The sequence below is a fragment of the Xanthomonas vasicola genome, assembly GCF_000772705.2.
Lineage (GTDB): Bacteria > Pseudomonadota > Gammaproteobacteria > Xanthomonadales > Xanthomonadaceae > Xanthomonas > Xanthomonas vasicola.
In genome coordinates this window covers 19,032-43,217 of record NZ_JSBW02000009.1, presented here as the reverse complement: position 1 = coordinate 43,217, position 24,186 = coordinate 19,032, and the positions used below count along the sequence as shown (strand labels likewise).

The 24,186-nt window shown below is 64.2% G+C and carries 20 protein-coding genes, 1 other RNA gene and 4 pseudogenes; 17 read left to right on the top strand and 8 right to left on the bottom strand.

Annotated features, from left to right (window positions below):
- The 4 genes and pseudogenes from NX05_RS02220 to NX05_RS02210 form a co-directional block, all read left to right on the top strand.
- A pseudogene (locus NX05_RS02220) lies at positions 1-186 on the top strand (IS5/IS1182 family transposase); the annotation flags it as partial.
- A 9-nt stretch (positions 187-195) separates the two neighbouring features.
- Positions 196-279: pseudogene (locus NX05_RS25320) on the top strand (transporter); the annotation flags it as partial.
- A gap of 32 nt (positions 280-311) precedes the next feature.
- Positions 312-1,079 carry a coniferyl-alcohol dehydrogenase gene (locus tag NX05_RS02215; protein WP_039434005.1) on the top strand — a complete coding sequence of 256 codons (768 nt, stop codon included), beginning with the start codon at positions 312-314 and terminating at the stop codon, positions 1,077-1,079.
- Between the two features lie 32 nt (positions 1,080-1,111).
- Positions 1,112-2,593 carry a benzaldehyde dehydrogenase gene (locus tag NX05_RS02210; RefSeq protein WP_039434002.1) on the top strand — a complete coding sequence of 494 codons (1,482 nt, stop codon included), beginning with the start codon at positions 1,112-1,114 and terminating at the stop codon, positions 2,591-2,593.
- Positions 2,594-3,130: 537 nt separating this feature from the next.
- Here NX05_RS02210 and NX05_RS02205 read toward each other — a convergent pair.
- Positions 3,131-4,018 carry a helix-turn-helix domain-containing protein gene (locus tag NX05_RS02205; RefSeq protein ID WP_039434000.1) on the bottom strand — a complete coding sequence of 296 codons (888 nt, stop codon included), beginning with the start codon at positions 4,016-4,018 and terminating at the stop codon, positions 3,131-3,133.
- A gap of 96 nt (positions 4,019-4,114) precedes the next feature.
- Between NX05_RS02205 and pobA the strand changes: the two genes are divergently transcribed.
- Together pobA and NX05_RS02195 are read left to right on the top strand one after the other, a co-directional pair.
- The gene (pobA, locus tag NX05_RS02200; protein ID WP_039433996.1) at positions 4,115-5,299 is read left to right on the top strand and encodes a 4-hydroxybenzoate 3-monooxygenase; all 1,185 of its coding nucleotides are present in this window, start codon (positions 4,115-4,117) and stop codon (positions 5,297-5,299) included.
- Between the two features lie 451 nt (positions 5,300-5,750).
- On the top strand, positions 5,751-6,260 hold the full coding sequence (locus tag NX05_RS02195) for a nuclear transport factor 2 family protein (protein WP_039433994.1): 510 nt from the start codon (positions 5,751-5,753) through the stop codon (positions 6,258-6,260).
- A 113-nt stretch (positions 6,261-6,373) separates the two neighbouring features.
- On the opposite strand, the gene glpK is transcribed toward NX05_RS02195, so the two are convergent.
- From glpK to glpD, 3 genes are all read right to left on the bottom strand, one after another.
- Positions 6,374-7,873, bottom strand: a complete 1,500-nt coding sequence (gene glpK / locus NX05_RS02190) for a glycerol kinase GlpK (RefSeq protein WP_039434027.1) — start codon at positions 7,871-7,873, stop codon at positions 6,374-6,376.
- Positions 7,874-8,014: 141 nt separating this feature from the next.
- Positions 8,015-8,836, bottom strand: a complete 822-nt coding sequence (locus NX05_RS02185; protein ID WP_039433991.1) for an MIP/aquaporin family protein — start codon at positions 8,834-8,836, stop codon at positions 8,015-8,017.
- Between the two features lie 177 nt (positions 8,837-9,013).
- On the bottom strand, positions 9,014-10,528 hold the full coding sequence (gene glpD / locus NX05_RS02180; protein ID WP_039433988.1) for a glycerol-3-phosphate dehydrogenase: 1,515 nt from the start codon (positions 10,526-10,528) through the stop codon (positions 9,014-9,016).
- A gap of 211 nt (positions 10,529-10,739) precedes the next feature.
- Between glpD and NX05_RS02225 the strand changes: the two genes are divergently transcribed.
- A non-coding RNA gene (locus NX05_RS02225) (sX9 sRNA) lies at positions 10,740-10,815 on the top strand.
- Between the two features lie 80 nt (positions 10,816-10,895).
- On the opposite strand, the gene NX05_RS02175 is transcribed toward NX05_RS02225, so the two are convergent.
- The 3 genes and pseudogenes from NX05_RS02175 to NX05_RS02165 form a co-directional block, all read right to left on the bottom strand.
- Positions 10,896-11,723, bottom strand: coding sequence for a DeoR/GlpR family DNA-binding transcription regulator (locus NX05_RS02175; RefSeq protein WP_017113344.1), 828 nt, complete (start codon positions 11,721-11,723; stop codon positions 10,896-10,898).
- 211 nt (positions 11,724-11,934) lie between these two features.
- A pseudogene (locus tag NX05_RS02170) lies at positions 11,935-12,660 on the bottom strand (ferredoxin reductase); the annotation flags it as partial.
- A 100-nt stretch (positions 12,661-12,760) separates the two neighbouring features.
- Positions 12,761-13,341 (bottom strand): annotated as a pseudogene (locus tag NX05_RS02165) (RHO alpha subunit C-terminal catalytic domain-containing protein); the annotation flags it as partial.
- Between the two features lie 122 nt (positions 13,342-13,463).
- Between NX05_RS02165 and NX05_RS02160 the strand changes: the two are divergent.
- The 8 genes from NX05_RS02160 to pcaC all read left to right on the top strand — a co-directional run bounded on the left by NX05_RS02160 (position 13,464) and on the right by pcaC (position 20,639).
- Complete coding sequence (locus NX05_RS02160) at positions 13,464-14,327, top strand: CoA transferase subunit A (RefSeq protein ID WP_017121729.1); 864 nt, start codon at positions 13,464-13,466, stop codon at positions 14,325-14,327.
- Positions 14,324-15,112 carry a CoA-transferase subunit beta gene (locus tag NX05_RS02155; protein ID WP_039433985.1) on the top strand — a complete coding sequence of 263 codons (789 nt, stop codon included), beginning with the start codon at positions 14,324-14,326 and terminating at the stop codon, positions 15,110-15,112. The genes NX05_RS02160 and NX05_RS02155 overlap by 4 nt, the downstream gene beginning before the upstream one ends.
- Positions 15,109-16,317, top strand: a complete 1,209-nt coding sequence (gene pcaF / locus NX05_RS02150; RefSeq protein WP_039433982.1) for a 3-oxoadipyl-CoA thiolase — start codon at positions 15,109-15,111, stop codon at positions 16,315-16,317. The genes NX05_RS02155 and pcaF overlap by 4 nt, the downstream gene beginning before the upstream one ends.
- 78 nt (positions 16,318-16,395) lie before the next feature.
- Positions 16,396-17,133 (top strand): protocatechuate 3,4-dioxygenase subunit beta, encoded by a 738-nt coding sequence (pcaH, locus tag NX05_RS02145; protein WP_017113349.1) that lies wholly within the window; start codon positions 16,396-16,398, stop codon positions 17,131-17,133.
- A 4-nt stretch (positions 17,134-17,137) separates the two neighbouring features.
- Positions 17,138-17,701, top strand: a complete 564-nt coding sequence (gene pcaG / locus NX05_RS02140; protein WP_039433977.1) for a protocatechuate 3,4-dioxygenase subunit alpha — start codon at positions 17,138-17,140, stop codon at positions 17,699-17,701.
- 359 nt (positions 17,702-18,060) lie between these two features.
- The gene (locus tag NX05_RS02135) at positions 18,061-19,413 is read left to right on the top strand and encodes a 3-carboxy-cis,cis-muconate cycloisomerase (protein ID WP_039433974.1); all 1,353 of its coding nucleotides are present in this window, start codon (positions 18,061-18,063) and stop codon (positions 19,411-19,413) included.
- Positions 19,414-19,423: 10 nt separating this feature from the next.
- The gene (gene pcaD / locus NX05_RS02130; RefSeq protein WP_039433972.1) at positions 19,424-20,209 is read left to right on the top strand and encodes a 3-oxoadipate enol-lactonase; all 786 of its coding nucleotides are present in this window, start codon (positions 19,424-19,426) and stop codon (positions 20,207-20,209) included.
- 25 nt (positions 20,210-20,234) lie between these two features.
- Entirely contained in the window at positions 20,235-20,639 is a 405-nt protein-coding gene (gene pcaC, locus NX05_RS02125) for a 4-carboxymuconolactone decarboxylase (protein WP_039433969.1), read from the top strand.
- Between the two features lie 378 nt (positions 20,640-21,017).
- Here pcaC and NX05_RS02120 read toward each other — a convergent pair whose 3' ends face one another.
- A complete protein-coding gene (locus tag NX05_RS02120) occupies positions 21,018-21,878 on the bottom strand; it encodes an IclR family transcriptional regulator domain-containing protein (protein ID WP_010368966.1) in 861 nt (286 codons plus the stop codon).
- A gap of 149 nt (positions 21,879-22,027) precedes the next feature.
- Here NX05_RS02120 and NX05_RS02115 point away from each other — a divergent pair, with 149 nt between their 5' ends.
- Together NX05_RS02115 and NX05_RS02110 are read left to right on the top strand one after the other, a co-directional pair.
- Positions 22,028-22,888 (top strand): PA4780 family RIO1-like protein kinase, encoded by an 861-nt coding sequence (locus tag NX05_RS02115; RefSeq protein WP_039433965.1) that lies wholly within the window; start codon positions 22,028-22,030, stop codon positions 22,886-22,888.
- A 278-nt stretch (positions 22,889-23,166) separates the two neighbouring features.
- The gene (locus NX05_RS02110; protein WP_039433964.1) at positions 23,167-24,135 is read left to right on the top strand and encodes an alpha/beta hydrolase; all 969 of its coding nucleotides are present in this window, start codon (positions 23,167-23,169) and stop codon (positions 24,133-24,135) included.
- Positions 24,136-24,186 lie beyond the last annotated feature (51 nt).

The window sequence follows — 24,186 nt, the reverse complement described above, 5'->3', positions numbered from 1 at the left end:
AATCGCTGCCATCTCAAAGGCGCCCAAGGCGATGCACTGCACGTGCTCGGCTGCGCCGCTGGCTACAACCTGCGCTGGCTGCTGCGCTGGATCGCATTTTTGCGTGCTTGGTTGCAGGTGGTGCGGGCGCGTTCCTCAACGCCCTCACGCACCATGTGGTCCGCAAACATGGCACTGGAGGTTTGAGAGGGGTTTTTCAGGGGCGACTACCTACCCGTCGAAGTCAGGAACGCAGCGTCCGGCACCGACGCGAATTTCGAATATGTCCATGTGTTCTAGCGCCGGCACAGCTGGCTCCTTCGAGGATGGCAATGAATTTACACAACAAGACGATCGTGGTGACCGGTGTGGCGTCGGGCATTGGCGCGGAGGTCGCACGGCTTGCACGGTTTCATGGCGCCAAGGTGATTGGTGTCGATCGCACGCCGGTGCAAATGACACTGCACAGTTTTCATCAGGCCGATCTTGGCGACCTGGCATCCATTGATACCTTGGTGAAGGCATTGCCGGATCACATCGATGCGCTGGCAAATATTGCCGGCGTGCCGGGCACCGCGCCGGTGGATGTGGTGGCGCGGGTGAACTATCTGGGCCTGCGCCATCTGACCCAGGGGCTGCTGCCGCGTATCGTGTCGGGCGGTTCCATCATCAATGTCGCTTCAATTCTGGGCGCCGAATGGCCGCAGCGTCTGGACCTGCACAAGCAGTTGGCCGCGACCGACAGCTTCGAAAGCGGCAGTGCATGGCTGGCGGCGCATCCGGTGCCCCACGACACTTGCTACCAATACTTCAAGGAAGCGTTGATCGTGTGGACCTTGCTGCAATCGCGGCCCTGGTTCGCCGACCATGGCGTGCGCGTCAACAACGTGTCACCGGGCCCGGTGTTTACGCCGATCCTGGACGATTTCGCCGCCATGCTCGGCGAGGAACGCGTCAAGGAAGATGCCAAGCGCATGACCCGCCCGGCGTATGCCGACGAAGTGGCCGAGGGCATCGTCTTTCTCGCATCCGACGCCGCCCGCTGGATCAACGGCATCACCTTGCCGATCGATGGCGGGCTGGCTTCCACTACGCTCTAATCCACCACACGTTTTTAGCAGGAGGCTAGACCATGAATGCTCTTTCCAGCGCAGCGGACGCTGCAACAAACGCACCCGCGTGGCATGGCTGCATCTTCAATGGCGAATGGGTGCCCGGTCACGGCGGCAGCTTGGCTGTCCATGAGCCGGCAACCGGCGCTTTGTTGCATGAAGTCGGCAAGGCCGACCTGGCCGATGTCGCGACCGCTATCGCACAAGCCAAACAAGCACAGCGCGCCTGGGCTGCGACCTCGCCGCGCGAACGTGCTGCTGTCTTCCATCGCGCCGCGCAAGTGATGCAGGCGCGCAGCGCCGAAGCCACGTTGCTGATTGCGCGCGAAACCGGCGGCATCCTGCCCAAGGCGCAGCGCGAGGTGGACGAAGCGGTAGTGCTCTACCAGCAGGCGGCTGGAATGCCGCTGCAGGCCAGCGGCCAGATGTTGCCGACATCAGCCGGCCAACTTAGCCTTGCACGCCGCCTGCCGTTGGGCGTGATCGGGGTGATTTCCCCGTTCAATTTCCCGTTGGTTCTGTCGCTGCGTTCGGTGGCGCCGGCACTGGCAATGGGTAATGCGGTGGTTCTCAAGCCTGACCCGCGCACGCCGTACACGGGCGGAGTGATCATCGCGCAGGTACTCGAAGAAGCGGGCCTTCCCAAGGGCTTGTTGCACGTGTTGCATGGCGATGCGCAGATTGGTCAGGCGCTGGTGGAATCGCCGGATGTTCCGATGATCGCGTTCACCGGCTCCACGGCTACCGGCCGCCGCATCGGCGAAATCGCAGGGCGCCATCTGAAGAAAGTCTTATTGGAACTGGGTGGCAACAACGCACTGATCGTGCTCGACGACGCGGATCTGGACAAGGCCGCCTCGGCCGTCGCATTCGGCGCTTACATGCACCAGGGCCAGATCTGCATGGCCACCGGACGTGTACTGGTACAACGCGGCGTAGCGCAGGCGCTGACTCAGCGGCTGGCCGAAAAGGCGCGCCATCTGCCGGTGGGTGACCCGGTCAGTGGCACTGTCGCATTGGGTCCGATCATCGACCAGCGCCAGCTGCAGCGCGTCATCGACATCGTCAGCGATAGCGTCGCCGCTGGTGCGGTGGTCGAAGCTGGCGCCACCAACCAAGGCCTGTTCTACGCGCCCACCGTGCTGTCCAATGTGCGCCCCGGCATGCGTGTGTTCGACGAAGAAGTGTTCGGGCCGGTGATCAACATCACCGTGTTCGACACCGACGACGAAGCTGCCGAGTTGGCCAACCAGGGCGAATACGGGCTGGCGGCAGGCATCCTGTCGGCATCGGTCTCGCGGGCGCTGGCGTTGGGCGAGAAGTTGCACACCGGTATGCTGCATATCAACGACCAGACGGTGGCCGATGAAGTCGTCAATCCGTTCGGTGGCACCGGTGCGTCGGGCAACGGCACCAGCGTCGGCGGCCCCGCCGATTGGGAGCAGTACACGCACTGGCAATGGCTGACGATCAAAAACGAAGTGCCGCAGTATCCGTTCTGAGTGAATTGGCTTGGTGATGGAGTGGCTGAAGCGTTATCTCCATCTTTGGACGGATGGAGAAATGTGCTTGGCTCACTCGTATTGGCTGTTTGGAATGCCTTGCATCATTTTTAGATGCAAGCAAAAGGCTTAATTGGTCGAGCGCGCGGTGCCCTCACCGCCTGCGGGACAGGCCGTAGACCCATCCCTGGGGGCTCGATGGCGGCATCCATGCCGCCAACGGTCCCGCAAGCGGCGAGGGCACCGCACCAGAACGTTGGTCGGCAGTTTTATGGCAGCTGCTTGTGAAACGCAGGCGCTTCTGCATAGCGAGCGAAGGTCGCCTGTCGATTGCGCTGACAGACCGACGAACGTGACTGGTCCTTGCGCGCTCACCGTCGCAGGACCCTTGGCGGCAGGATCCCGCCAAGGAGCTTACATGGACCTACTTGTAGCGTGTCCTGCGATGGTGGGCGGGCAAGGACCTTGCAGCGAGTCCCTAAATCACTCTCCCTCCGACGCGGACAGCGAGTAAGCAACATCGCTGTGTTGCCGTTCTTACTCGCCAGTGCGAAATCGCGTCGGCGAGCAGCCGGCGTGGCGTGCGAAATAGCGACTGAAATAGGCAGCGTCGAAAAATCCAAGGCCGGCGGCAATCTGTTGCACGCTCAGGCTGGTGTAACGCAATGTGCGGCGTGCTTCCAACATGATCCGGCGCTGCAGCAGCTGCAGTGCGGAGGCGCCAGCCAAGCGCTGGCACAAGGCGTTGAGGTGACCGGGCGTCAACCCAAGGTGATCGGCATAGCGCGAAATCGGCCAGTGCGCGCGGTAGTGCTGGTCGATCAAACTTTGATAGGCGCGGAGATGGCGCAGTGCGTGATCCGTCTGCGGGCTGATCGCCGCGGCGTCCTGTGCGCGTTCCAGTGCCGTGCGTGCCATCCAGATGACCAGCTGCGCCGCCGCGGCCTGCGCCGCGATGTCATGGCCGATCCGTCGGCGCGCATGGTCCTCGGCAATGCTGCCGAACACCACATCCAGCCATTTGCGCGCGTGCTGCACCTGCACAACTGCTGGCGTCGTCAGCACCTGTTGCAGCAATGGCGCAGCGCTCAGCGTGGTCTTGACCAGCGGCATGCACATGGTGATGACGTGTCCGCGCACCGCCGGGTCGAATGCGAAACCATGTACGCAAAGCGGTGGAAGCCACACCACGCTTGTGCCGCGCAGGCGTTGCGAGCGCCCATCCAGCTGCAGCGTCGCCGGCCCGCGTTGCACGTAGACCAGTTGCGCTAAGTCTTCATGTCGATGCGGGACGATCTGCCAGTCGTGCAGCCGGCTGCGCGCGGCAATCGATTCCCAGTGCAGCAACTCCGCGGCATCGGCGTGTTGCTCGCCGTACAGGCCGAAAGCAGGGACTGCAGCAGCGTCGGGCGTAGGTGGGGACATCGTCGAAAAGTCCAAGGACTGCACGCAATCATCCCTTCAATGCGCGGGTTTGGCTACCGACACTGCCTGCATCGCCATTCAGACCAGGAACAGTGCATGCGAACGCAAGTCGCGATCATCGGCGCTGGCCCATCCGGCTTGTTGTTGGGTGAACTATTGCGGCTCGCCGGCATCGACTGCGTTATCGTCGAGCGGCAGACACCCCAGCATGTGCTGTCGCGTATCCGCGCCGGTGTGCTGGAGCAGGGCAGTGTGGAACTGCTGCAGCGTGCTGGCGTCGGCGAGCGGTTGCAGCGCGAAGGCCTGCTGCATCACGGCTTTGAATTATCGCTCGATGGGCACCGCGAGCGCATCGACCTGCTGCGCGGCTGCGGACGGGGTGTCACCGTTTACGGGCAGACCGAGGTCACCGCCGATCTGATGGACGCGCGCGAGCGCAGTGGGGCACCTACGCATTACAACGCGCAGGACGTGACCCTGTGCGATGTGGAGGGCACTGCGCCCGCTGTGGAATTCACGCAAGACGGCCAGCGCAAGCGTCTGGACTGCGACTACATCGTCGGCTGCGATGGCTATCACGGCGTCAGCCGCGCCAGCATTCCCGCCGAGCGACTGCGTCTGTTCGAGCGCGTGTATCCATTTGGCTGGCTCGGCGTGCTGGCCGACACGCCACCTGTGCACGAAGAGCTGATCTACGCACGCCACCCACGCGGGTTTGCACTGTGTTCGATGCGTTCGCCCACCCGGACGCGCTATTACATCCAGGTGCCTGCGAGCGCGCAGGTGGATGCCTGGAGCGATCAGACGTTCTGGGACGAGTTGCGTACACGGCTGCCGCCTGCATTGGCGGCGCAGCTGGTCACCGGCGCATCGATCGAGAAAAGCATCGCACCGCTGCGTAGTTTCGTTGCCGAACCGATGCAATATGGCCGCTTGTTCCTGGCCGGCGATGCCGCGCATATCGTGCCGCCCACGGGCGCAAAGGGGCTGAATCTGGCACTGGGCGATGTCGGCCTGCTGGCGCAATTGTTCGAGCGCTGGAAAACAAGCGGCGACGCCAGCGTGCTGCAGCAGTACTCGGAGCTAGCCTTGCAGCGCGTGTGGAAAGCCGAACGTTTCTCGTGGTGGATGACCACGCTGTTGCACTGCTTCGACGACGAAGACGAATTCACTACGCGGCTGCACGGAGCGGAGTTGGATTATCTGCTCAGTAGCGAAGCAGGCCGCACGACGCTGGCGGAAAACTATGCAGGCCTACCATTGGCTGTGCTGTCGGATTGATGCGGCATGGATGATGCCGTGATGTCCCAGGCCGCGTAAGGACTACCCAAGACCTGGGCGGCATGGTCGTGAAGATTCAATGACGCCCTGGCTCCCTACATGCGATGTGAGCGCACTGCAGCACTCCGATAACACCGCTTGATCGCACATAGCAGTCGCACATTCGTTGGCTTTGCTGCGGTAATCGCACAATCAAGAGCAACATCAGGACAACCCTGCGCACGTTGCAGCACATCACTGGCGGCAAGCACGCGGGTTATGTTTTTCTCACCATCTGTCCTGCAAGTGCCCAGGTGCACCTTTAGGCGGCTAGCGAGCGAGTGAACGTCACCGGTAGGGTGGCGTTGACGCATAGATGCGGCTGCAAGGACGCGTCATTCCCCTGCTCAACGGAACACCGTGCTGGCATCCCCCGATGAACGCACTGCCATCCTCCACCCAGGAGTATCCCATGAAGAAGTTGCCCACCCGTGCCTTGCTGTTGGTCATGCTGGTAGCGCCAGTAGCTGCGTTTGCGCAGACCGCGGTCACTGCAAATCCCAACCATCAGAAGATGCTGCTCGGCTCCACTTGGTATGAAACTGCAAACAAGCAGCTGGTCTACGATTTCTGGCGCACCGTGCTTGAGGCGGGGCAGGTGCAGTACGCGCCGATGTACATGGACAAGAACTACATCCAGCACAATCCGAACGTGGCCAATGGGCGCGATGCGTTCATCGCTTTTCTCACCTCTCTCGTGAAGCCGACGCCGGTGCAGCCGCGTGTGCAGCTGCCATTGGTGGCCATCACGGCTGACGGCGATCTGGTGACGTTCGTGTCGGTGCGCACCTTGCCCAATCCCAATAAGCCGGGCACCACCTACACCACCACCTGGCTCGATATGTTCCGGATCGAAAAGGGGATGATCAAAGAACATTGGGACACGGACACCATCTCCGGCCCCAGCACTGGCGGCCAGTAACGACTACCGAAGACAGGGCTGCATTGCGCAGGCCTGCCTGCTTCGTTATTGCAGATGGCTATCCGGTCTAAGCGCCGACCGCATGATGGGCGCTGTCGTTTTGACGGCAACCATCAGCTGATGCGGAAACCCATCGTCGCTTCCACTGCTTGCTGCCAGCCTGCGTACAGCGCTTCGCGCTTGTCGTCGGCCATGGCCGGTTCGAAGCGGCGATCCACTGCCCATTGCTTGGCGATTTCCTCGCGGCTGCCCCAGAACCCGGTTGCAAGCCCTGCCAGATACGCCGCACCGAGTGCGGTGGTTTCGGCGACTTCCGGGCGAAGCACCGGCACATTGAGCATGTCGCTCTGGAACTGCGCCATAAAGTCGTTGGCGATGGCGCCGCCGTCGGCACGCAGTTCTTTCAGTTCGATTCCGGAATCACTCTGCATCGCGGTAAGTACGTCGCGGGTCTGGTAGGCCATCGATTCGACCGCCGCACGTACGAAGTGTTCCTTGGTGGTGCCACGCGTCAGCCCGAACACGGCGCCGCGAATGTCGCTACGCCAGTACGGCGCGCCCAGGCCGACGAAGGCTGGCACGATGTACACACCGTCATTGTCGCCGGCGCGCTCGGCATAAGCCTGCGAATCGCTGGCCTTGCCCAACATACGCAAGCCATCGCGTAGCCATTGCACCACCGAACCGGCGACGAAGATGGCGCCTTCCAGCGCGTATTCGACCTTGCCGTCGATGCCCCAGGCAATCGTCGTCAACAAACCGGCCTTGGAAGCCACCGCTTTGTCGCCGGTATTCATCAGCATGAAACAGCCGGTGCCGTAGGTGTTTTTCGCCATGCCCGGCTCGAAGCACGCCTGGCCGAACAACGCGGCTTGTTGGTCGCCGGCGATCCCGGCGATGGGCACTTGTTCGCCGTAGAAATACTGGGTCTGGGTCATGCCATAGACCTCGCTGGACGAACGCACTTCCGGCAGCATCTGCGCGGGCACGTCCAGCATGGCCAGCAGCTCCACGTCCCACTCCAGCGTGTGAATGTTGAACATCATGGTGCGCGAGGCATTGGTGTAATCGGTAACGTGCACCTTGCCGCCGGTGAGGTTCCAGATCAGCCAGCTGTCGATGGTGCCGAATGCGAGCTCGCCTTTCTGCGCGCGTTCGCGCGCACCTTCCACATGGTCGAGAATCCACTTGACCTTGGTGCCGGAAAAATATGCATCGATCAGCAGGCCGGTCTTGTCGCGCACCATCTGCTCATGCCCGGCTTCCTTGAGCTGGGTGCAGATGTCCTTGGTCTGCCGGGATTGCCACACGATGGCGTTGTAGATCGGCTGGCCGGTGGCCTTGTCCCACACCACCGCGGTTTCGCGTTGATTGGTGATGCCGATCCCGGCGATCGCGCGTGCATCGATCTGCGCGTTGTTCAGCAACTCGGTGACGGTGGTATAGACGCTGGTCATGATCTCGCGCGGGTTGTGTTCTACCCAACCCGGCTGCGGAAAGATCTGGCCGAATTCGCGTTGCGCCACACCGGCCACCTTGCCCTGGCGATCGAACAACATCGCGCGCGAACTGGTGGTGCCTTGATCGATCGCAAGGACGTACTGCTTTTCCATCGGAGATTCCTCGAACAATGCCGGCATGGGCGCACGGCGAGAAAGGTCGGTGCGGACGGGCGATGACGTGTGGCCAATGATGGCTTGGCCACCGCTGACCTCGGGCGTCGTCGGAGTGATTGTCGGCTTAGCGCAATGCCATCACGGCGGATCGAGCGGTTTCGCGCCGCCCTGCAGATGGCGCACGCGCGCCGGCAGGAACGGCAGGATCAACCACTGATACGCCAGCGCGCCGAGCGGCCCGCCGATCAAGGGGCCAACAATCGGGATCCACCAATAGTTGTCCTTGGCCGGCAACGCGGCCTCGCCCCAACCGGCGAAATACGCGAACAAGCGCGGGCCGAAGTCGCGCGCGGGGTTCATCGCCCAGGCTTCCAGATACCCCATCGACGCACCCAGCGTCGCCACCAGCAAACCGATCATCAACGCGCCGGAGTTGGCAGTCGGTGCGGCTTCGTTGAACTGCTCGGTGATGGCGAAGATGCCGAAGATCAGGAACGCAGTGATGATGATCTGGTCGACCAGCGCATGCATCGGCGTGACCGCCAACCCCGGTGCAGTGAAGAACACCCCCGTCGCGCCACCGGCCTCACGCGTGAGCTGATGCAGCTGGTTGAAGTGGTCGATGACCGGTCCATACAACTGATAGACGATGGCCGCGCCCAGGAATGCGCCGATCACCTGCGCAACCCAGTAAGGGAACACTTTCTGCCAGGAAAAGTCGCGGAACAACGCCAGTGCCAGCGTCACCGCCGGGTTGGCGTGGGTGCCGGATACCGAGCCGGTGACGTAGATCGCCAATGTCACCGACAAACCCCAGGCAATGCACACGCCCCAATACGCGTTTTGGTAAGGGCTGGGGTCGTACAGGATGTACATCGCTGCCACCGAATCGCCGAGCGCGATGATGATGAACATCGCCACCGCTTCGGAAATCAACTCACCTATGAGTTGCCGGCTCATGCGCGCAGACCCGCAGTGTCAGCGATGCAAACAACAGGATGCAGCGCGTTTACTGGCGCGCAGCGGTGGTCGTTGATGCTCATCTGGGGTGCCCTCCACGTAACTCAGGATGATGTGCTGGCTGATGCGCCGGAATACATTGCCGGACGACCCGTCCTCGCCGGCAATGCAGTGTGTTCAAGCAGGGACGATGTCGGGTTGCTGGATCGACTGCGTCTGCAGATAGTCTTCCAGACGCTGCCGCCCGGCCGCATCGATGCGCAGGCCGAGCTTGCTGCGCCGCCACAGGATATCGTCGGCAGCGACCGCCCATTCGGATTGGCGCAGGTAATCCACCTCGGCCTGATACAGGTCCGCACCAAAGTGCGTACCCAGTTCGGCCAGGCTTCGTGCATCGCCAAGCAGTTGTTCGGCGCAGGTGCCGTAGTTGCGCACCAAGCGCTGCGCGGTGGCGGCCGGCAACCAGGGGCGCGCGCTGCTGACGCGTTCCAGCAGGCTTGCGATATCGCGCTGTTCGCCGCCGGGCAATGCGTCGCCACGTGCGGTCCACGCCGGCTTGCGTGCGCCCAGCGCGTGGGTGAGCCGGTCCACCGCTTCTTCGGCGAGCTTGCGGTAGGTGGTCAGCTTGCCGCCGAACACATTGAGCAGTGGCGCGCCATCGGTGACCACTTCCAGCTGGTAATCGCGGGTGACTTCGGCCGCGTTGTCTTCGGCGTCGTCCAGCAGAGGGCGCACGCCGCTGTAGTTCCACACCACATCGGCAGGGGAGATCTGCTGCTGGAAATACAGGTTCACCGCATCGCACAGATACTGCACCTCGGCCCCATCGATCTTCGGCGCGGCGGGGTCTGCTTCGTAATCCACGTCGGTGGTACCGATCAAGGTGAAGTCGTGCTCGTAGGGGATGGCGAACACGATGCGCCGGTCAGGTTGCTGGAAGATGTACGCATGATCATGGTCGAACAGCTTGGGCACCACGATATGGCTGCCCTTGACCAGCCGCAGCGCGTGTTCGTGCGGCACTGAGGCCACGTTGTCCAGGAACGACACTGCCCACGGCCCAGCCGCATTGGCTAGCGCGCGCGCCTGTACGGTGCGGCGGCGGCCCTCGCGGTCTTCGAGTTCGGCATACCAGAAGCCGGCATCGCGCCAGGCCCCGACACAACGCGTACGGGTGTGGATCTTGGCGCCGCGTTTGGCCGCGTCCATCGCGTTGAGCACCACCAGCCGCGCGTCCTGCACCCAGGCATCCGAATACACAAAGCCAGTGCGCAGCGATTGCTGCAGCGGCGCACCCACCGGATGCGTGCGCAGCGACAACCGGCGCGAGCGCGGCAGGCTGCGCTTGCTGCCGCCCAGGTGGTCGTACAGAAACAGGCCGGCGCGAATCATCCAGGCCGGGCGCAGATGCGGCTGATGGGGCAGCAGGAAGCGCAGCGGCCAGATGATGTGGGGCGCCAGCCGCAATAGCACTTCGCGCTCGGCCAGTGCTTTGCCGACCAGCGCGAACTCGTACTGTTCCAGATAGCGCAAGCCGCCGTGAATGAGCTTGGTACTGGCGCTGCTGGTGTGCGCGGCGAGATCGTCCTGCTCGCATACGCACACCGACAAACCGCGCCCGGCCGCGTCGCGGGCAATGCCGACCCCGTTGATGCCGCCGCCGATTACCAGAAGATCGTACATCTCGCCCATCGGTGCCTCCGTCCGGGCGCGCTGATGAGCGAACCCAAGTTGTCATGTTCGAACATATTCGAACATCGAACCTTGCGGAAGCGTGAAGATGCGCGGAGCCAGGCCCGCTGGTCGCAGCTGGAGAATTTGGCTATCCGAAAATGCAATTTAGAGCAGCTAACAAAACTACTGCGCAGCCGCCAGGCGGGCGCGGCCGGTGCTCGGAATCCTCATGTACCACTCGTACACTCCGGTTCCTGTGCGCCGCCCGCACCCACCTGACGACTGCTCGCTACGTTTTGTTAGCCGCTCTTAGATGTGATGATCTATCGGAATTGAGCGGCTCCTCTGGCTTTTGCATAAGAACGCTCAAAAACGAACATCCACCTCAGTTGGCTTCGTCAGCGTCTGCCAAATGCACCCGGGTGCCGGCCTCGGCCAGCACGGCAGCCAACTCCTGCGGCGGTGGCCGGTCAGTGAACCAGTCGTGCACCTGGGCGATGGCGCCCAGTCGCACCATGGCGTTGCGGCCGAACTTGCTGTGATCGGCGGCGAGCAGTACTTGCCGCGAGTGCTCGATGATGGCCTGCGCCACGCGCACTTCCTGGTAGTCGAAATCCAGCAAGGTGCCGTCCAGATCGATACCGGAAATGCCGATCACCCCGAAATCCACCTTGAACTGACGGATCAGCTCCACCGTCGCCTCACCGGTCACGCCCTGGTCGCGCCCGCGCACCACGCCACCGGCCACGATCACCTCGAAGCTGGGGTTGGCGCTGAGCATCACCGCGACGTTGAGGTTGTTGGTGATCACCCGCAGCCCGCGGTGCTGCAGCAACGCACGCGCAACTTCCTCGTTGGTGGTGCCAAGGTTGATAAACAGCGAAGCATCGTCGGGAATGAAACGCGCCACACGCGCGGCGATATGCTGCTTTTCGCGGGCCTGCAGCGCTTTGCGTGCGGTATAGGCGAGATTTTCCACGCTGGAAGGCATGCTGACGCCGCCGTGATAGCGGCGCAGCACGCCGGCATCGCAGAGCAGGGTCAGATCGCGCCGGATGGTCTGCGGCGTCACCTCAAAGCGGGTGGCCAAGCCTTCCACGTCGGCAAAGCCCTGCTGCCGCACCAGCGCCACCAATTGCTCCTGGCGCGGGTTTAATGCCGGCGCCGGGACAGTCCTGTAGTGAGTCGACTCCATGCGCAGATGATCGCGCATACGCGTGAGGATGCAAACACGGTGGTACGCGCCAGTGGCTGCAGGAGCTGTGGGCTGATTGCGATCACCAGCCTGGTTAGTGCGCACATGCCGCGCGGTTTAGCGTGAAGCCTGCGACATGCCTCGACTCTGCGAGGTAGAGCGGTCTGAGGCCAGAGCTACGAGTTGAATCAAGCACGCGCTACCGACTCAGGTGGTGTGCAAAGCGATACAACCCCAGCCCCGGCAGTTTCACCACGAATGCCTGCGCCGGAACCCGCCCGCTATTGCCGAAGGTTTCGAAGCGCAGCCGCGCGCGCGGCCGACCTGCCGCGTGCAGTGCTGGCGTGCCGCTTCGAGCATGCCGAGTGGTCCGCATACGTAGACTTCGGCATTGGGCGAGAGCCGCACCAGTTCCGCAGCCAGATCGGGCGGGCCGGCGCTGTCGTCGCAGTTGCAATTGCAAACGCTCGCCCAGCAGCGCTTCCAGCGTGTCGACATAAGCCGTCGCACTGCGTGAGCGGCCGGCGTAGAGCAGGCGAAACGCGGGATGGCGACGCGCCAGCCGTTGCGCCATGCCAATGATCGGAGTGATACCGATACCACCGGCAATCAGCAGAATTTCCTCGCCGCTTTCATCCAGCGGGAAGTTGTTGTTGGGTGGCGACATTTCCACCACATCGCCCGGCGCGAGCGTCCAAATATGCAGCGAGCCGCCACCGCTGTCGGGCATCTGCCGCACTGCAATCCGGAAATAGCCATCGGCGCGCGGTTCGCCCACCAACGAATACGAGCGTACATCGTCGCGACCATGCAGCTGCACGCGGAAATTCACATGGCTACCGACCTCGAAGTGGCGCGCGGCGGTGCCAGGATCGAGCATGATTTCGCGCACGCCGGGGCAGGCATCGGCAGCACTGACGACGCGGCCGCGATGCCACTGGGTGTCTTTACGCATGAAGGGCTCCGGGCAATGAGGCGTGCCGGCCCGTGCCGGCAGTAATGGCATTGCGATGAATCGCTGTGATTGAAGGCACGGCTGGCCGCATGCGCTGTGCTCAGCCCACCATGCGCAGCGACAGATCCTGCACGCGTTGTTCCTGCGCGATCAGGCGGTCGATCACGCGCCGCGCCCACATGCCGCCGGCATCGACGTTGAGTTGTAAAAGGCCTGATCCGGGTGCGCGTCGATCGCACGTTGCTGCGCTTCCAGCACCGCCTCGTCTTCGCCGAACACGCCGGTCACCCCTTCGCGCGTGAGCGTGGTCAACGACTGGTCGTGCAGCGCGTAGTTGCGCATGAACGCCCAGAAGTAATGACAGGTGGTGTCGGTTTCGGGGGTGATGGCGTTCAGCACATAGCCGTTGACGCCCTGGCTGCGATCGCCCTCCGGCGCACCGGTGCCGGTGATGGCCACGCCCACATCGATAGCAATGGTGCCGGGTGCTTCGAAATGAATAATCTGCCAGCGATCGACCTTGCCGCGGTAGTCCAGATGGCGGGCGATCTGGCTGGCCCAGAACGGCGGCGGATCGATATTGCGCATCCAGCGCGACACTACCACGCTGCGATTGCCATGCACCACGTCGAACGGCGCTTCGGCCACTTCGTCCTGGCCGATGCTGGAGCCGTGCACGAAGGGGGCGTTACTGCCCTGCTGAAATTGTGCGAATATCGATTTGAAGTGCCGATTATCGGATTGACCGACCGACCGGCTGCGCCTACCGTGACCGCACGCTCGCTGCGCTGGAAGGGAATGCAATGGCCGAAATCGTCACTCTCGCCGACGCCGTGTCGCAGCTGATCGCCGACGGCGATTGCGTGGCGATGGAAGGCTTCACCCACCTGATTCCGCATGCGGCCGGGCACGAGGTGATGCGCCAACGCAAGCGCGACCTGCGCCTAGTGCGAATGACCCCCGACCTGATCTACGACCAATTGATCGGCGCCGGTTGTGCGGCCGCGCTGCGCTTCTCCTGGGGCGGCAATCCGGGCGTCGGCTCGCTGCACCGGTTGCGCGATGCGGTGGAACACGCCTGGCCGCAGCCGTTGCAGATTCGCGAGCACAGTCATGCCGATATGGCCAATGCCTATGTCGCCGGCGCATCGGGTCTGCCGTTTGCGGTGCTGCGGGGGTATGTCGGCTCGGACCTGCCGCGCGTCAACGACAGCATCAAGTTCCTGCAATGCCCCTACACCGGCGAAACGCTGGCCACCTCGCCGGCAGTCAATCCCGATGTCACCGTGATTCATGCCCAGCAGGCCGACCGCCGCGGCAATGTCTTGCTCTGGGGCATTCTGGGTGTGCAGAAAGAAGCCGCGCTGGCAGCGCGCAAGGTGATCGTGACGGTGGAAGAGATCGTCGACACCCTCGACGCCCCGCCCAATGCCTGCATCCTGCCGCGCTGGGTCGTCGATGCGGTGTGCCTGGTTCCCGGTGGCGCGGCGCCGTCATACGCGCACGGCTATTACGCGCGTGACAATCGCTTCTATCTGGCCTGGGATGCGATTGCGCGCGATCGTGCGACGTTTCAGGCCTGGATCCAGACGCACATTCTCGATACCGACGATTTCGCCGGTTTTCAGCGGGTTTACGCACAGTCGCAGCAGCAGGTGGCCGCATGAGCGCCTACAGCACCAATGAAATGATGACGGTGGCCGCCGCGCGCCGCCTGCCTGATGGCGCGGTGTGTTTTGTCGGCATCGGCTTGCCATCCACTGCCGCCAATCTGGCCCGGCTCACGCATGCGCCGGACGTCACCTTGATCTACGAATCCGGCCCCATCGGTGCGCGCCCGCAGGTGTTGCCCTTGTCGATCGGCGACGGCGAGCTGGCGGAGACGGCGGACACCGTGGTGTCCACGCCGGAAATCTTCCGTTACTGGTTGCAAGGCGGGCGCGTGGATGTGGGCTTTCTGGGCGCGGCGCAGATTGATCGCTACGCCAACCTCAACACCACCGTGATTGGTCCGTACGACGCACCGAAAACGCGTCTGCCCGGTGCCGGCGGCGCGCCGGAAATTGCGGCCAGCGCCAAACAGGTGTTCATCATCATTCGCCAATCCAAACGCAGTTTCGTTCCGACGCTGGACTTCATCACCACGGTCGGGCATCTGGACGGTGGCGATGCGCGGACGCGTGCCGGTCTGCGCGGCGCCGGCCCAACCGTGGTCGTCACCGACCTGTGTGTGATGGAGCCCGACCCCGTGACCTGCGAACTCACCGTGACGTCGCTGCATCCTGGAACAACGCGCGAGCAGGTCAGCGCGGCGACGGGTTGGCCGATCCGCTTCGCTGCCGACCTTGCGCAGACCACGCCGCCCAGCACCACCGAGCTGGATGCCTTGCGCGCGCTGCAGGCACGCACCGATGCCGCGCATGGTGCCCAGGCAGCGGGAGCGGAGGCATGAGCGAGGTGTATCTGATCGATGGCATCCGCACGCCGATCGGCCGTTACGGTGGCGCCTTGTCCAGCGTGCGCACCGACGACCTGGGCGCGGTGCCGATCGCTGCCTTGCTGGCGCGGCAGCGGCAGCTTGAGCCTGCCGCAATCGACGATGTGTATTTGGGCTGCGCCAACCAGGCTGGCGAAGACAATCGCAACGTCGCGCGTATGAGTCTGTTGCTGGCCGGCTTGCCCCCTTCGGTGCCGGGTAGCACGCTCAATCGCCTGTGCGGTTCGGGGTTGGATGCGATCGGCACGGTGGCGCGTGGCATTCGTGCCAACGAACTGGATCTTGCCATTGCCGGCGGTGTCGAATCGATGTCGCGCGCGCCGTGGGTGATGGGCAAGGCCGACAGCGCCTTCGCCCGCACCCAGCAGCTGGAAGACACCACCATGGGCTGGCGCTTCATCAATCCGCGCCTGCAGGCCGCCTATGGCACCGAATTGATGGGCGAAACTGCAGAGAACGTGGCGCAGCGGCATGCCATCTCGCGCGAAGACCAGGACGCCTTTGCACTGCGTAGCCAGCAACGCGTGGCGGCGGCGCAGGCGGCCGGTTTTTTCGATGGCGAAATCACCTCGGTGGCAGTGGCCGCGCGCAAGGGCGGCGATGCCAGCAGCGTCGAATACGACCAGGCGCCGCGGCCCACCACCACGGCCGAGATACTGGCCAAGCTCAAACCGGTGTTTCGCCAGCCCGGCACCGTGACAGCCGGCAATGCCTCCGGTCTCAACGATGGCGCGGCCGCATTGCTGCTGGCCTCTGCGCAGGCGGTACAGGCGCATCGGTTGACGCCGCGCGCGCGGGTGCTGGGGTTTGCATCGGCAGGTGTGGAGCCGGCATACATGGGCATCGGCCCGGTGCCGGCCACGCAGCGCTTGCTGGCGCGTTTGAACTTGCGCATCGAACAGTTCGATGCGATCGAACTCAATGAAGCCTTTGCTGCCCAGGCGCTGGCCTGCACGCGTGCATTCGGGCTGGCCGACGATGCCGAACACGTCAATGCCAACGGTGGCGCCATCGCGCTAGGGCATCCGCTCGGCATGAGCGGCGCGCGGCTGGTGCTGACCTTGCTGCGGCAGCTGGAAGCCAGCAACGGACGGCTCGGGCTGGCCAGCATGTGCATCGGGGTAGGGCAGGGTGTGGCACTGGCGATCGAGCGTCTGTAAGACCAGCTTTTGCAACCTAGCTCATCCTTCCCTCGCACCCATGTCGTTGTAGTCGCCTTGCTGCCGACGGAGATGTAAATGCGCGATCCCACCTCTGACGAAACTGCCGTCGCCACCGATCCGCTGCTCGGCTACCGCCGCAGCCGGCTCGGTACGCAGCCGGCGTATCTGCATCCGGCATACGCCTCCACCAGGTTGCGTGGGCCCACGCGTGATCCGATCGATCTGCCGGTCACGCTGTCGGAAATCACCGGCCCGCGACTGGATCGGCTCAGCTTGGGCGAGCACGCGGCGGACCTCACTGCAGGTTTCAGCGGCGCGCCGTTAGGTGAACGCATCATCGTGTCTGGCCGCGTGCTCGACGAAAACGGCAAGCCGGTCCGCAACAGCGTGGTGGAAGTGTGGCAATGCAACGCGGCTGGTCGCTACCAGCACGCAGGCGATCAGCACGACGCGCCGCTGGACCCAAACTTCCGTGGTACCGGGCAGGTGCTCACCGATGAGCATGGCCGCTACAGCTTCAAGACCATCAAGCCGGGCGCGTACCCGTGGCGTAACCACTACAACGCCTGGCGGCCGGCGCACATCCATTTTTCATTGCATGGCGATGGCATCGGGCAACGGCTGGTCACCCAGATGTATTTCCCCGGCGACCCGCTGCTGGCGCACGACCCCATCTACAACTGTGTCGACGATGCTCTGGCGCGCGAACGCATGGTGTCCAGTTTTGATTGGGAAAATGCGGTCAGCGAATATGCGTTGGCATACCGCTTCGACATCGTCTTGCGCGGTCGCAAACAAACGGTCTGGGAGTGACACGATGAGCCTGCATGCAACGCCGTCACAAACCGTCGGCCCGTATTACCGGCTCGGATTGGAGCCGCTGTATCGCGAACAGATCGCGCCCGCGCAGGCGGCAGGCGCGCCGGTGCAGATCAGCGGCTGCATTTTCGATGGTGCAGGCACGCCGGTGGCCGATGCGGTACTGGAAGTGTGGCAAGCCGATGCGGCCGGCATCTATGCGCATCCGGCCGATGCCCGCTGCGAGGCCCACGACCCCAGCTTCGACGGTTGGGGCCGTGTGCCCACCGATGCGCATGGGCGGTTTTCTTTCAGCACCATCAAGCCGGGCAGGGTGGCCGGCCCCGGTGGCAAGCTGCAGGCGGCGCATCTGACCGTCCTGGTGTTCATGCGCGGCCTGTTGCGTGGCGCCTCGACGCGGCTGTATTTCGCCGACGACCCGCAGCTGGGCAGCGACCCGATCCTGGCGTTGGTGCCGGCCGAGCGACGCGCCACCTTGCTGGCCCAACCAGGCGCAGGTGGCGCTTACGCCTGGGACATCCGTATGCAGGGCGAGGCGGAAACGGTGTTCTTCCGCTATTGATCCGTCTGCCGCTGATGAAACAGCGTGCGCGTGCCGGAGCAGTACACCGTGCTGTCTGCACGCTTCTGCGTCAACAGCTGGCGGTAGCCAGCTGCGGAAGTACCCGCTGCTGCAAAGACACCACGGCGCGGGCTGCGGGCGATGGACCGTGGCGCGTCACACGCATGCATACGCACCGATGACAGCGCGCATCGTGGCAAATACGCACATGCACTTGGTCGTGCCCATGCTTCCCATCCACACGGGGGGCACCCACATCACCCCGACAGTGGCAGGCGCGTAGGATGCATTGCCCTTTCGTCTAGTTGGCACCCTGGCACATCGGTGCGATGCTGCCGACACGCCTAGAGAGGCAATGCATGAGTGCGACATCTTCGCTGTTGGGATCCTTGTTCGGCGAGCCTGCGTGCGACGCCTTGTTCGACGATGCTGCGCGCGTGCAGGCGATGCTGCAGTTCGAATCCGCGCTGGCGGGCGCGCAGGCGCAGTGCGGGGTGATTCCAGCCGAAGCCGCGCAGGCCATCGCCGCTGCCTGCGAGGTGCGGCACTACGATGTGGCTGCGTTGGCGCAAGCCACAGCATTGGCCGGCAACCCCGCCATTGCGTTGGTCAAGGCGCTGACTGCCCAGGTCGCCGCGCACGACAGCGCTGCCGCGAGATGGGTGCACTGGGGCGCCACCAGCCAGGACGTCATCGATACCGGCACGGTGCTGCAGCTGCGTGCTGCACTCGATCTGCTGCTGCCGCGTCTGCATGCCCTGTGTGCCGAGTTGGCCGCACTGGCCGAACGCGAACGCAACACCGGCCTGCCCGGACGCACCTTGTTGCAACAGGCCGTGCCGGTCACCTTCGGGCTCAAGGTCGCCGGCTGGCTGGATGCATTGCAACGCGCGCAGCAGCGCCTGCAGGCCTTACGGAGCGATGCGCTGGTGCTGCAGTTCGGCGGTGCGGCCGGCACCCTGGCTTCGTTGCAGGAGCGTGGCCTGGAAGTGGCGCAGGCGCTGGCGAGCACTCTGGAATTGCCGCTGCCCGCGCTGCCCTGGCATACGGCGCGCGATCGCATTGTTGAAGTCGGCTGCGCGTTCGGTCTGCTGGCCGGTACGTTGGGCAAGATCGGTGGCGATGTGGTGTTGCTGATGCAGTCGGAAGTGGGCGAAGCGTTCGAGCCGGCCGCTGCCGGTAAAGGCGGCTCGTCGGCGATGCCGCATAAGCGCAATCCGGTGTCCAGCGTGGCAGCGGTTGCTGCGGCCACCCGCGTGCCCGGCCTGGTCGCCACCTTGTTCAGCGCCATGGCGCAGCCGCACGAGCGCGCGGCCGGGCAATGGCATGCCGAATGGGACACCTTGCCGCAGATTGTCTGCCTCACCGCCGGCAGCCTGGCGCAGATGCAGATGTGCCTGTCCGGTCTGGAACTGGACCGCGTGCGCATGCGTGCGCATCTGGATAGTCATGGCGGGCTGCTCTACGCCGAGGCGGCGGTGTTCGCGCTTGCGCCGCAACTGGGCAAGCCGCAGGCGCACGTGCTGGTGGAACAGGCGGTGCTGCGTGCGCGGGCGCAGCAGCGGCATTTGCGCGAGGTGCTCGGCGAGGACGCGCAGGCGCGCGCCGTGCTCACGCACGCGCAACTGCAGGCAGTGTTCGATAGCGACAGTTGGCGTGGCATGTCTTCGGTCTGGATCGACCGCGTGCTGGCTGGATCTTCTTCCTGTTGACGGTGCTCCGATGGCTTATCTCCAGTTGCCCACGCATCGCCTGCATTACCGCCTGGACGGCACCGAAGGACGCCCCTGGCTGACCTTCTGCAACTCGCTCGGCACCGACCTGCACATGTGGGACGTGCAGCTCGAAGCCTTCGCGCCGCACTACCGCATTCTGCGCTACGACCGCCGCGGCCACGGTTATTCGGAAACGCCGCCGGGTCCGTACAGCGTCGCCGACCTGGGCCAGGACGTGCTGGCGCTGTGGGACACAGTGGAGATCGCGCAAAGTGATTTCTGCGGTCTGTCGATCGGCGGCCTCACCGGCCAGTGGCTGGGCCTGCATGCAGCCCAGCGCCTGCGCCGGCTGGCGGTGTGCGCCACCGCGCAGAAGATCGGCAGCGCCGCCACCTGGGAAACCCGCATCGAGCAAGTGCGCAGCGAAGGCCTGCCGGTGCTGATCGACGCCACGCTGCAACGCTGGTTTACCCCGGAATTTGCCATCAGCCACGCGCAGCGCCTGGACATGATCGCCGCCGCCTTCGTGTCCACCTCACCGGCCGGCTACATCGCCTGCTGCCAGGCGCTCGCAGACGCGGATTTCCGCGGTGCATTGGACGGGCTGAGCCTGCCGCTGCTGGCGCTGGCGGGCGATGACGACCCGGTGTGCCCGCCATCTGACTTGCGCGAGATCGCCTATGCCACGCCGGATGGTCATTACGCCCAGGTGCCCGGCCGACACATCTGCAACCTGGAATCGCCGGCCGCGTTCAACGACGCGGTGCTCGGCTTTTTTCTTCAGGCCGACTGAGCTCCCCACCTTGCAAGGACACCCCATGCACGAAGACGAACGTTATCAAGCCGGCATGCGTGAGCGCCGGCGCGTCCTTGGCGATGCGCATGTCGACCGGGCGCTGGCCGCGCGTAGCGAATTCACCGAAGAATTTCAGGACCTGATTACCCGCTACGCCTGGGGCAGCATCTGGACCCGCGACGGTTTGCCGGCGCACACGCGTTCGCTGCTCACGTTGTCGATGATGGTCGCGCTGGGCCACGACGAAGAATTCAAACTGCACGTGCGTGCAGCGCGCAACAACGGCGTGACGCCTGCGCAGATCAAGGAAGTGCTGCTGCAAGCGGCAATCTACTGCGGCGTGCCGGCCGCCAATCACGCCTTTGCGCTGGCCAAGCCGATTCTGGAAGAACAGGCCGCCGAGGCCGGCGCAGCGCCAGCGGCGTAACCCGGGTAAGGTCGTCTTAGAGCGGCGAACAAAACGGCTGCGCTCACCGCGAGGCGGGTGCGTCCGGTGCTCGGTACGGCATGTATCACTGGCACACCAAGGTTGCTGCACGCCGTCCACATCTAACTTGATGACTGCTCGCGACGGTTTGGTTGCGGCTTTACGCCGACACGCACGCAACAACGAGTAACGATCAACCCGGATGCGTCTGCCCGAGCGCTTTCCGACTGCCGCGCGCAGGCGCATTGGCCCACGCGGAATGCATCGATGCGACTCCCCTCTGACCTGTGCCACCCATCACCGCTGCCTGCTTTGACTTAGCGCGCGCGCAGGTCATGCGCTCCGCAAGCACCGCCTGCGTCAGCGCAGAACGTTGCATTAGCTCAACAAGGTTCCCAACCGCTGCGCCGCCTGCTTCAGTGGTTCCAGCAACTGCGTCTGCATGGTCTGCAGGCTCACCCGCCCGGCCTGAGCGCCGATGTTGAGCGCGGCGATCACCTCGCCGCGCAGGTTACGTACCGGCACGGCGATCGAGCGCAGGCCGATTTCCAGTTCCTGGTCGGTCAGGCACATGCCTTCGCGGCGCGTGCGCGCCAGCACTTCCAGCAACGCCGAGGCCTGGGTCACGGTGCGATCTGTACGCGGGCGCAAGGTGGTGCGTTCCAGATACGCCTGCAAGGTGTCGCCGGGCAGCGCGGCCAGCAACACCCGGCCCATCGAGGTGCAATAGGCCGGCAGTCGCGTGCCCGGGCGCAGCCCGATCGACATGATGCGCACCGTTTCCGAACGCGCCACATACAGCAGATCGTCGCCATCCAGTACGCCCAGCGAGCAGGATTCATGCAATTGGTCGCGCAGCCCGTCCAGGACCGGCTGCGCCGCTGCGGTCATCGACGAAGAGGCCGCGTACGCGCCGCCGATTCCCAGCACGCGGGGCAGTAACACGTAGCCGCGCCCTTGCTCGCCCACATAGCCAAGCTTGGCCAGCGTATGCAGCACCCGCCGCACGGCCGCGCGCGAGATGCCGGTTTCCAGGCTGATCTGCGACATCGTCACTTCGCGCGCGTGCTGGGCGAACACGCTCAGCACCACCAGCCCGCGCCCCAGCGAGGTCATGAAGTCCGGGTCGCCCCGGGCGGCAGCGATCTGCTGCATCAGCTCATGCGGCAGGCCGCGATCGCTACCGGCCGCAAGCACGGCGGCGGGAGGTTTGCGGCGGCTGGAGGCGGGCTCTGGCATAGCAGTGCGGCAGCAGACAGGTGCCTGCATGGTAAACGCTCACGCCACGGCATGCCCCGGCGCACAGTGTGTGCGTCGGGCATATAAGCGCTTCACCCTGCTTGTCGCATAATCGCCGCTGGCTTGTTACGGATCGGTGCTCCTAGTCCATGAAAACCCCCAAGGGCCTGCAGCCGCTGATCGACGACGGCATCATCGATGAAGTGTTGCGACCACTGAAGAGCGGCAAGGAAGCATCCGTCTATGTGGTCAGCACAGGCGCCGACGTCCTGTGCGCCAAGGTCTATAAGGACATGGCGCAGCGCAGCTTCCAGTCGCGCGTGCAATACCAGGAAGGGCGCAAGGTGCGTGGTAGCCGTCAGGCGCGCGCGATGGGCAAGGCCACCAAATTCGGCCGCAAGGAAGCCGAAACCGCCTGGAAGAACACCGAAGCCGAGGTGCTCTATCAATTGATGGATGCCAGCGTGCACGTGCCCAAACCGCGCGGTCATTTCCACGGCGTGCTGCTGATGGACCTGGTCACCGACGAAGCCGGCCACAGCGCGCCGCGCTTGGGCGAAGTGGATCTTGAACCGGACCAAGCCCGTGTCTTCCATACCAGCCTGATCGGCGACGTGGTCAAGATGCTCTCGCTCGGCCTGGTGCACGGCGATCTGTCCGAATACAACGTGCTGGTCTCGCCCGATGGCCCGGTGCTGATCGATTTCCCGCAGGTGGTCAGCGCCGCCGGCAACAACGCCGCGCGCGACATGCTGCTGCGCGACGTGCACAACCTGCGCGATTGCCTCGGCCGTTTCGCACCGGAGCTGCGGGAGACCTATTACGGCGAAGAGATGTGGGCGTTGTTCGAAAAAGGCGAACTGCGCCCGGACAGCGTGTTGACTGGACGCTTCAAGTTCGACACTCGCCGCGCCGATGTGCGCGCCATCCGTGCCTCGATTGAAGATGCACGCCAGGAAAACCTGATTCGTCAGCAAGGCCGTGAAGCGGCGGCGCAAGACGAAGACTAGGAATCGCCCGCAAGCCGACTGCGCCAACCGCCGGGCGCGCAGTCGGTAGCGCATTCGCCGCGGTGCAGTGCAGCAAATATCCAGCTCGCACGGCGTCGCTTATAGCTCGTCGCTAGCCGCCCAATGTGTGCCGTCTTAGCCCGATTGCGCGGAAATTGTGGGTTTGCGCATGAGTCCGCAGCAATCCGGCCAAGCCCGCTGACACTAGTTCGCGATTTAAATAGTGATGGTTCATAGCAATCTGGCAAGCTCGACCATTGTTTACCGGAGAGTTCGTCATGTCGTTTGATCCTGATGTCGTGCGCCTGTTCGCCCAGATTCAACAGGCGGCGCAGCCGCCCATGGAAACCCTGTCGATCGAAGCCGCGCGCGCGAGGATGCGCGCGGTAGGCGCGCGGTTCGGTTTCCCGCGCGTGGAAATGGCCGAGGTGCGCGATCTGCAGGCCGATACCGCCACCGGTGCGGTGCCGCTGCGCTTGTATCGCCCCGCAGGGCTGGCGGCCGACCATGCGCCGACCTGCCTGTTCGTGCACGGCGGCGGTGGTCTGGTGGGCGATCTGGAGTCGCATGACGATGTGTGCCGACAACTGGCGGCGCGCGCTGGCTGTCAGGTGCTGGCGATCCACTACCGTCTCGCCCCCGAGCACCCGGCGCCGGCCGGCGTGGAAGATGTCATCGCGACGTTGCATTGGTTGGTTGCCCACCCCGACACGGTCGGCGCCGATGTGCAGCGGCTTGCCATCATCGGCGACAGCATCGGCGGCGCCATGGCCGCGGTTGCCGCACTGGCTGCGCGCGACGCTGGAATTGCCTTACGTTGCCAACTGCTGATCTATCCGCTGACCGATGCACGCGAAGACAGCGGCGTCTATCCATCGCGCGCGCTCAACGCCAATCTGCCGCCACTGACTGCGGCGGCGGTGGAATTCTTCAACCGCCATCTGCTGCCCGACATGGCAGTTGCCAACGACTGGCGTGTCTCGCCGATGCTGGCGCCGGATGTCGCCGACGTTGCGCCTGCGTTGGTGGTGGTCTGCGACCGCGACATGCTCTACGACGAAGGCTGCGCCTATGCCGACCGCCTGCGCGCCGCCGGTGTGGAGGTCACCCTGCATAGCTTCCCAGGCATGATCCACGGCTTCGTCAACCTGGGCAGCATCTTGCGCGCTGCCGGCGAAACGCTGGACCTGGCGGCATTGACGCTACGTCAGCGCCTGCTGCCGGCGATCGAGCGCAGGGCCGCCTGACGACCTGCGGTAGCCGTGCAAAAGCAGTCGCTGCCGCAGCATTGGCGCGTT

Bases quoted from the DNA above. Each gene is read 5' to 3' on its own strand.
- NX05_RS02215 (WP_039434005.1), top strand. From the start codon at position 312: ATGAATTTACACAACAAGACGATCGTGGTGACCGGTGTGGCGTCGGGC.
- NX05_RS02210 (WP_039434002.1), top strand. From the start codon at position 1,112: ATGAATGCTCTTTCCAGCGCAGCGGACGCTGCAACAAACGCACCCGCG.
- NX05_RS02205 (WP_039434000.1), bottom strand. From the start codon at position 4,018: ATGTCCCCACCTACGCCCGACGCTGCTGCAGTCCCTGCTTTCGGCCTG.
- pobA (WP_039433996.1), top strand. From the start codon at position 4,115: ATGCGAACGCAAGTCGCGATCATCGGCGCTGGCCCATCCGGCTTGTTG.
- NX05_RS02195 (WP_039433994.1), top strand. From the start codon at position 5,751: ATGAAGAAGTTGCCCACCCGTGCCTTGCTGTTGGTCATGCTGGTAGCG.
- glpK (WP_039434027.1), bottom strand. From the start codon at position 7,873: ATGGAAAAGCAGTACGTCCTTGCGATCGATCAAGGCACCACCAGTTCG.
- NX05_RS02185 (WP_039433991.1), bottom strand. From the start codon at position 8,836: ATGAGCCGGCAACTCATAGGTGAGTTGATTTCCGAAGCGGTGGCGATG.
- glpD (WP_039433988.1), bottom strand. From the start codon at position 10,528: ATGGGCGAGATGTACGATCTTCTGGTAATCGGCGGCGGCATCAACGGG.
- NX05_RS02175 (WP_017113344.1), bottom strand. From the start codon at position 11,723: ATGCGCGATCATCTGCGCATGGAGTCGACTCACTACAGGACTGTCCCG.
- NX05_RS02160 (WP_017121729.1), top strand. From the start codon at position 13,464: ATGGCCGAAATCGTCACTCTCGCCGACGCCGTGTCGCAGCTGATCGCC.
- NX05_RS02155 (WP_039433985.1), top strand. From the start codon at position 14,324: ATGAGCGCCTACAGCACCAATGAAATGATGACGGTGGCCGCCGCGCGC.
- pcaF (WP_039433982.1), top strand. From the start codon at position 15,109: ATGAGCGAGGTGTATCTGATCGATGGCATCCGCACGCCGATCGGCCGT.
- pcaH (WP_017113349.1), top strand. From the start codon at position 16,396: ATGCGCGATCCCACCTCTGACGAAACTGCCGTCGCCACCGATCCGCTG.
- pcaG (WP_039433977.1), top strand. From the start codon at position 17,138: ATGAGCCTGCATGCAACGCCGTCACAAACCGTCGGCCCGTATTACCGG.
- NX05_RS02135 (WP_039433974.1), top strand. From the start codon at position 18,061: ATGAGTGCGACATCTTCGCTGTTGGGATCCTTGTTCGGCGAGCCTGCG.
- pcaD (WP_039433972.1), top strand. From the start codon at position 19,424: ATGGCTTATCTCCAGTTGCCCACGCATCGCCTGCATTACCGCCTGGAC.
- pcaC (WP_039433969.1), top strand. From the start codon at position 20,235: ATGCACGAAGACGAACGTTATCAAGCCGGCATGCGTGAGCGCCGGCGC.
- NX05_RS02120 (WP_010368966.1), bottom strand. From the start codon at position 21,878: ATGCCAGAGCCCGCCTCCAGCCGCCGCAAACCTCCCGCCGCCGTGCTT.
- NX05_RS02115 (WP_039433965.1), top strand. From the start codon at position 22,028: ATGAAAACCCCCAAGGGCCTGCAGCCGCTGATCGACGACGGCATCATC.
- NX05_RS02110 (WP_039433964.1), top strand. From the start codon at position 23,167: ATGTCGTTTGATCCTGATGTCGTGCGCCTGTTCGCCCAGATTCAACAG.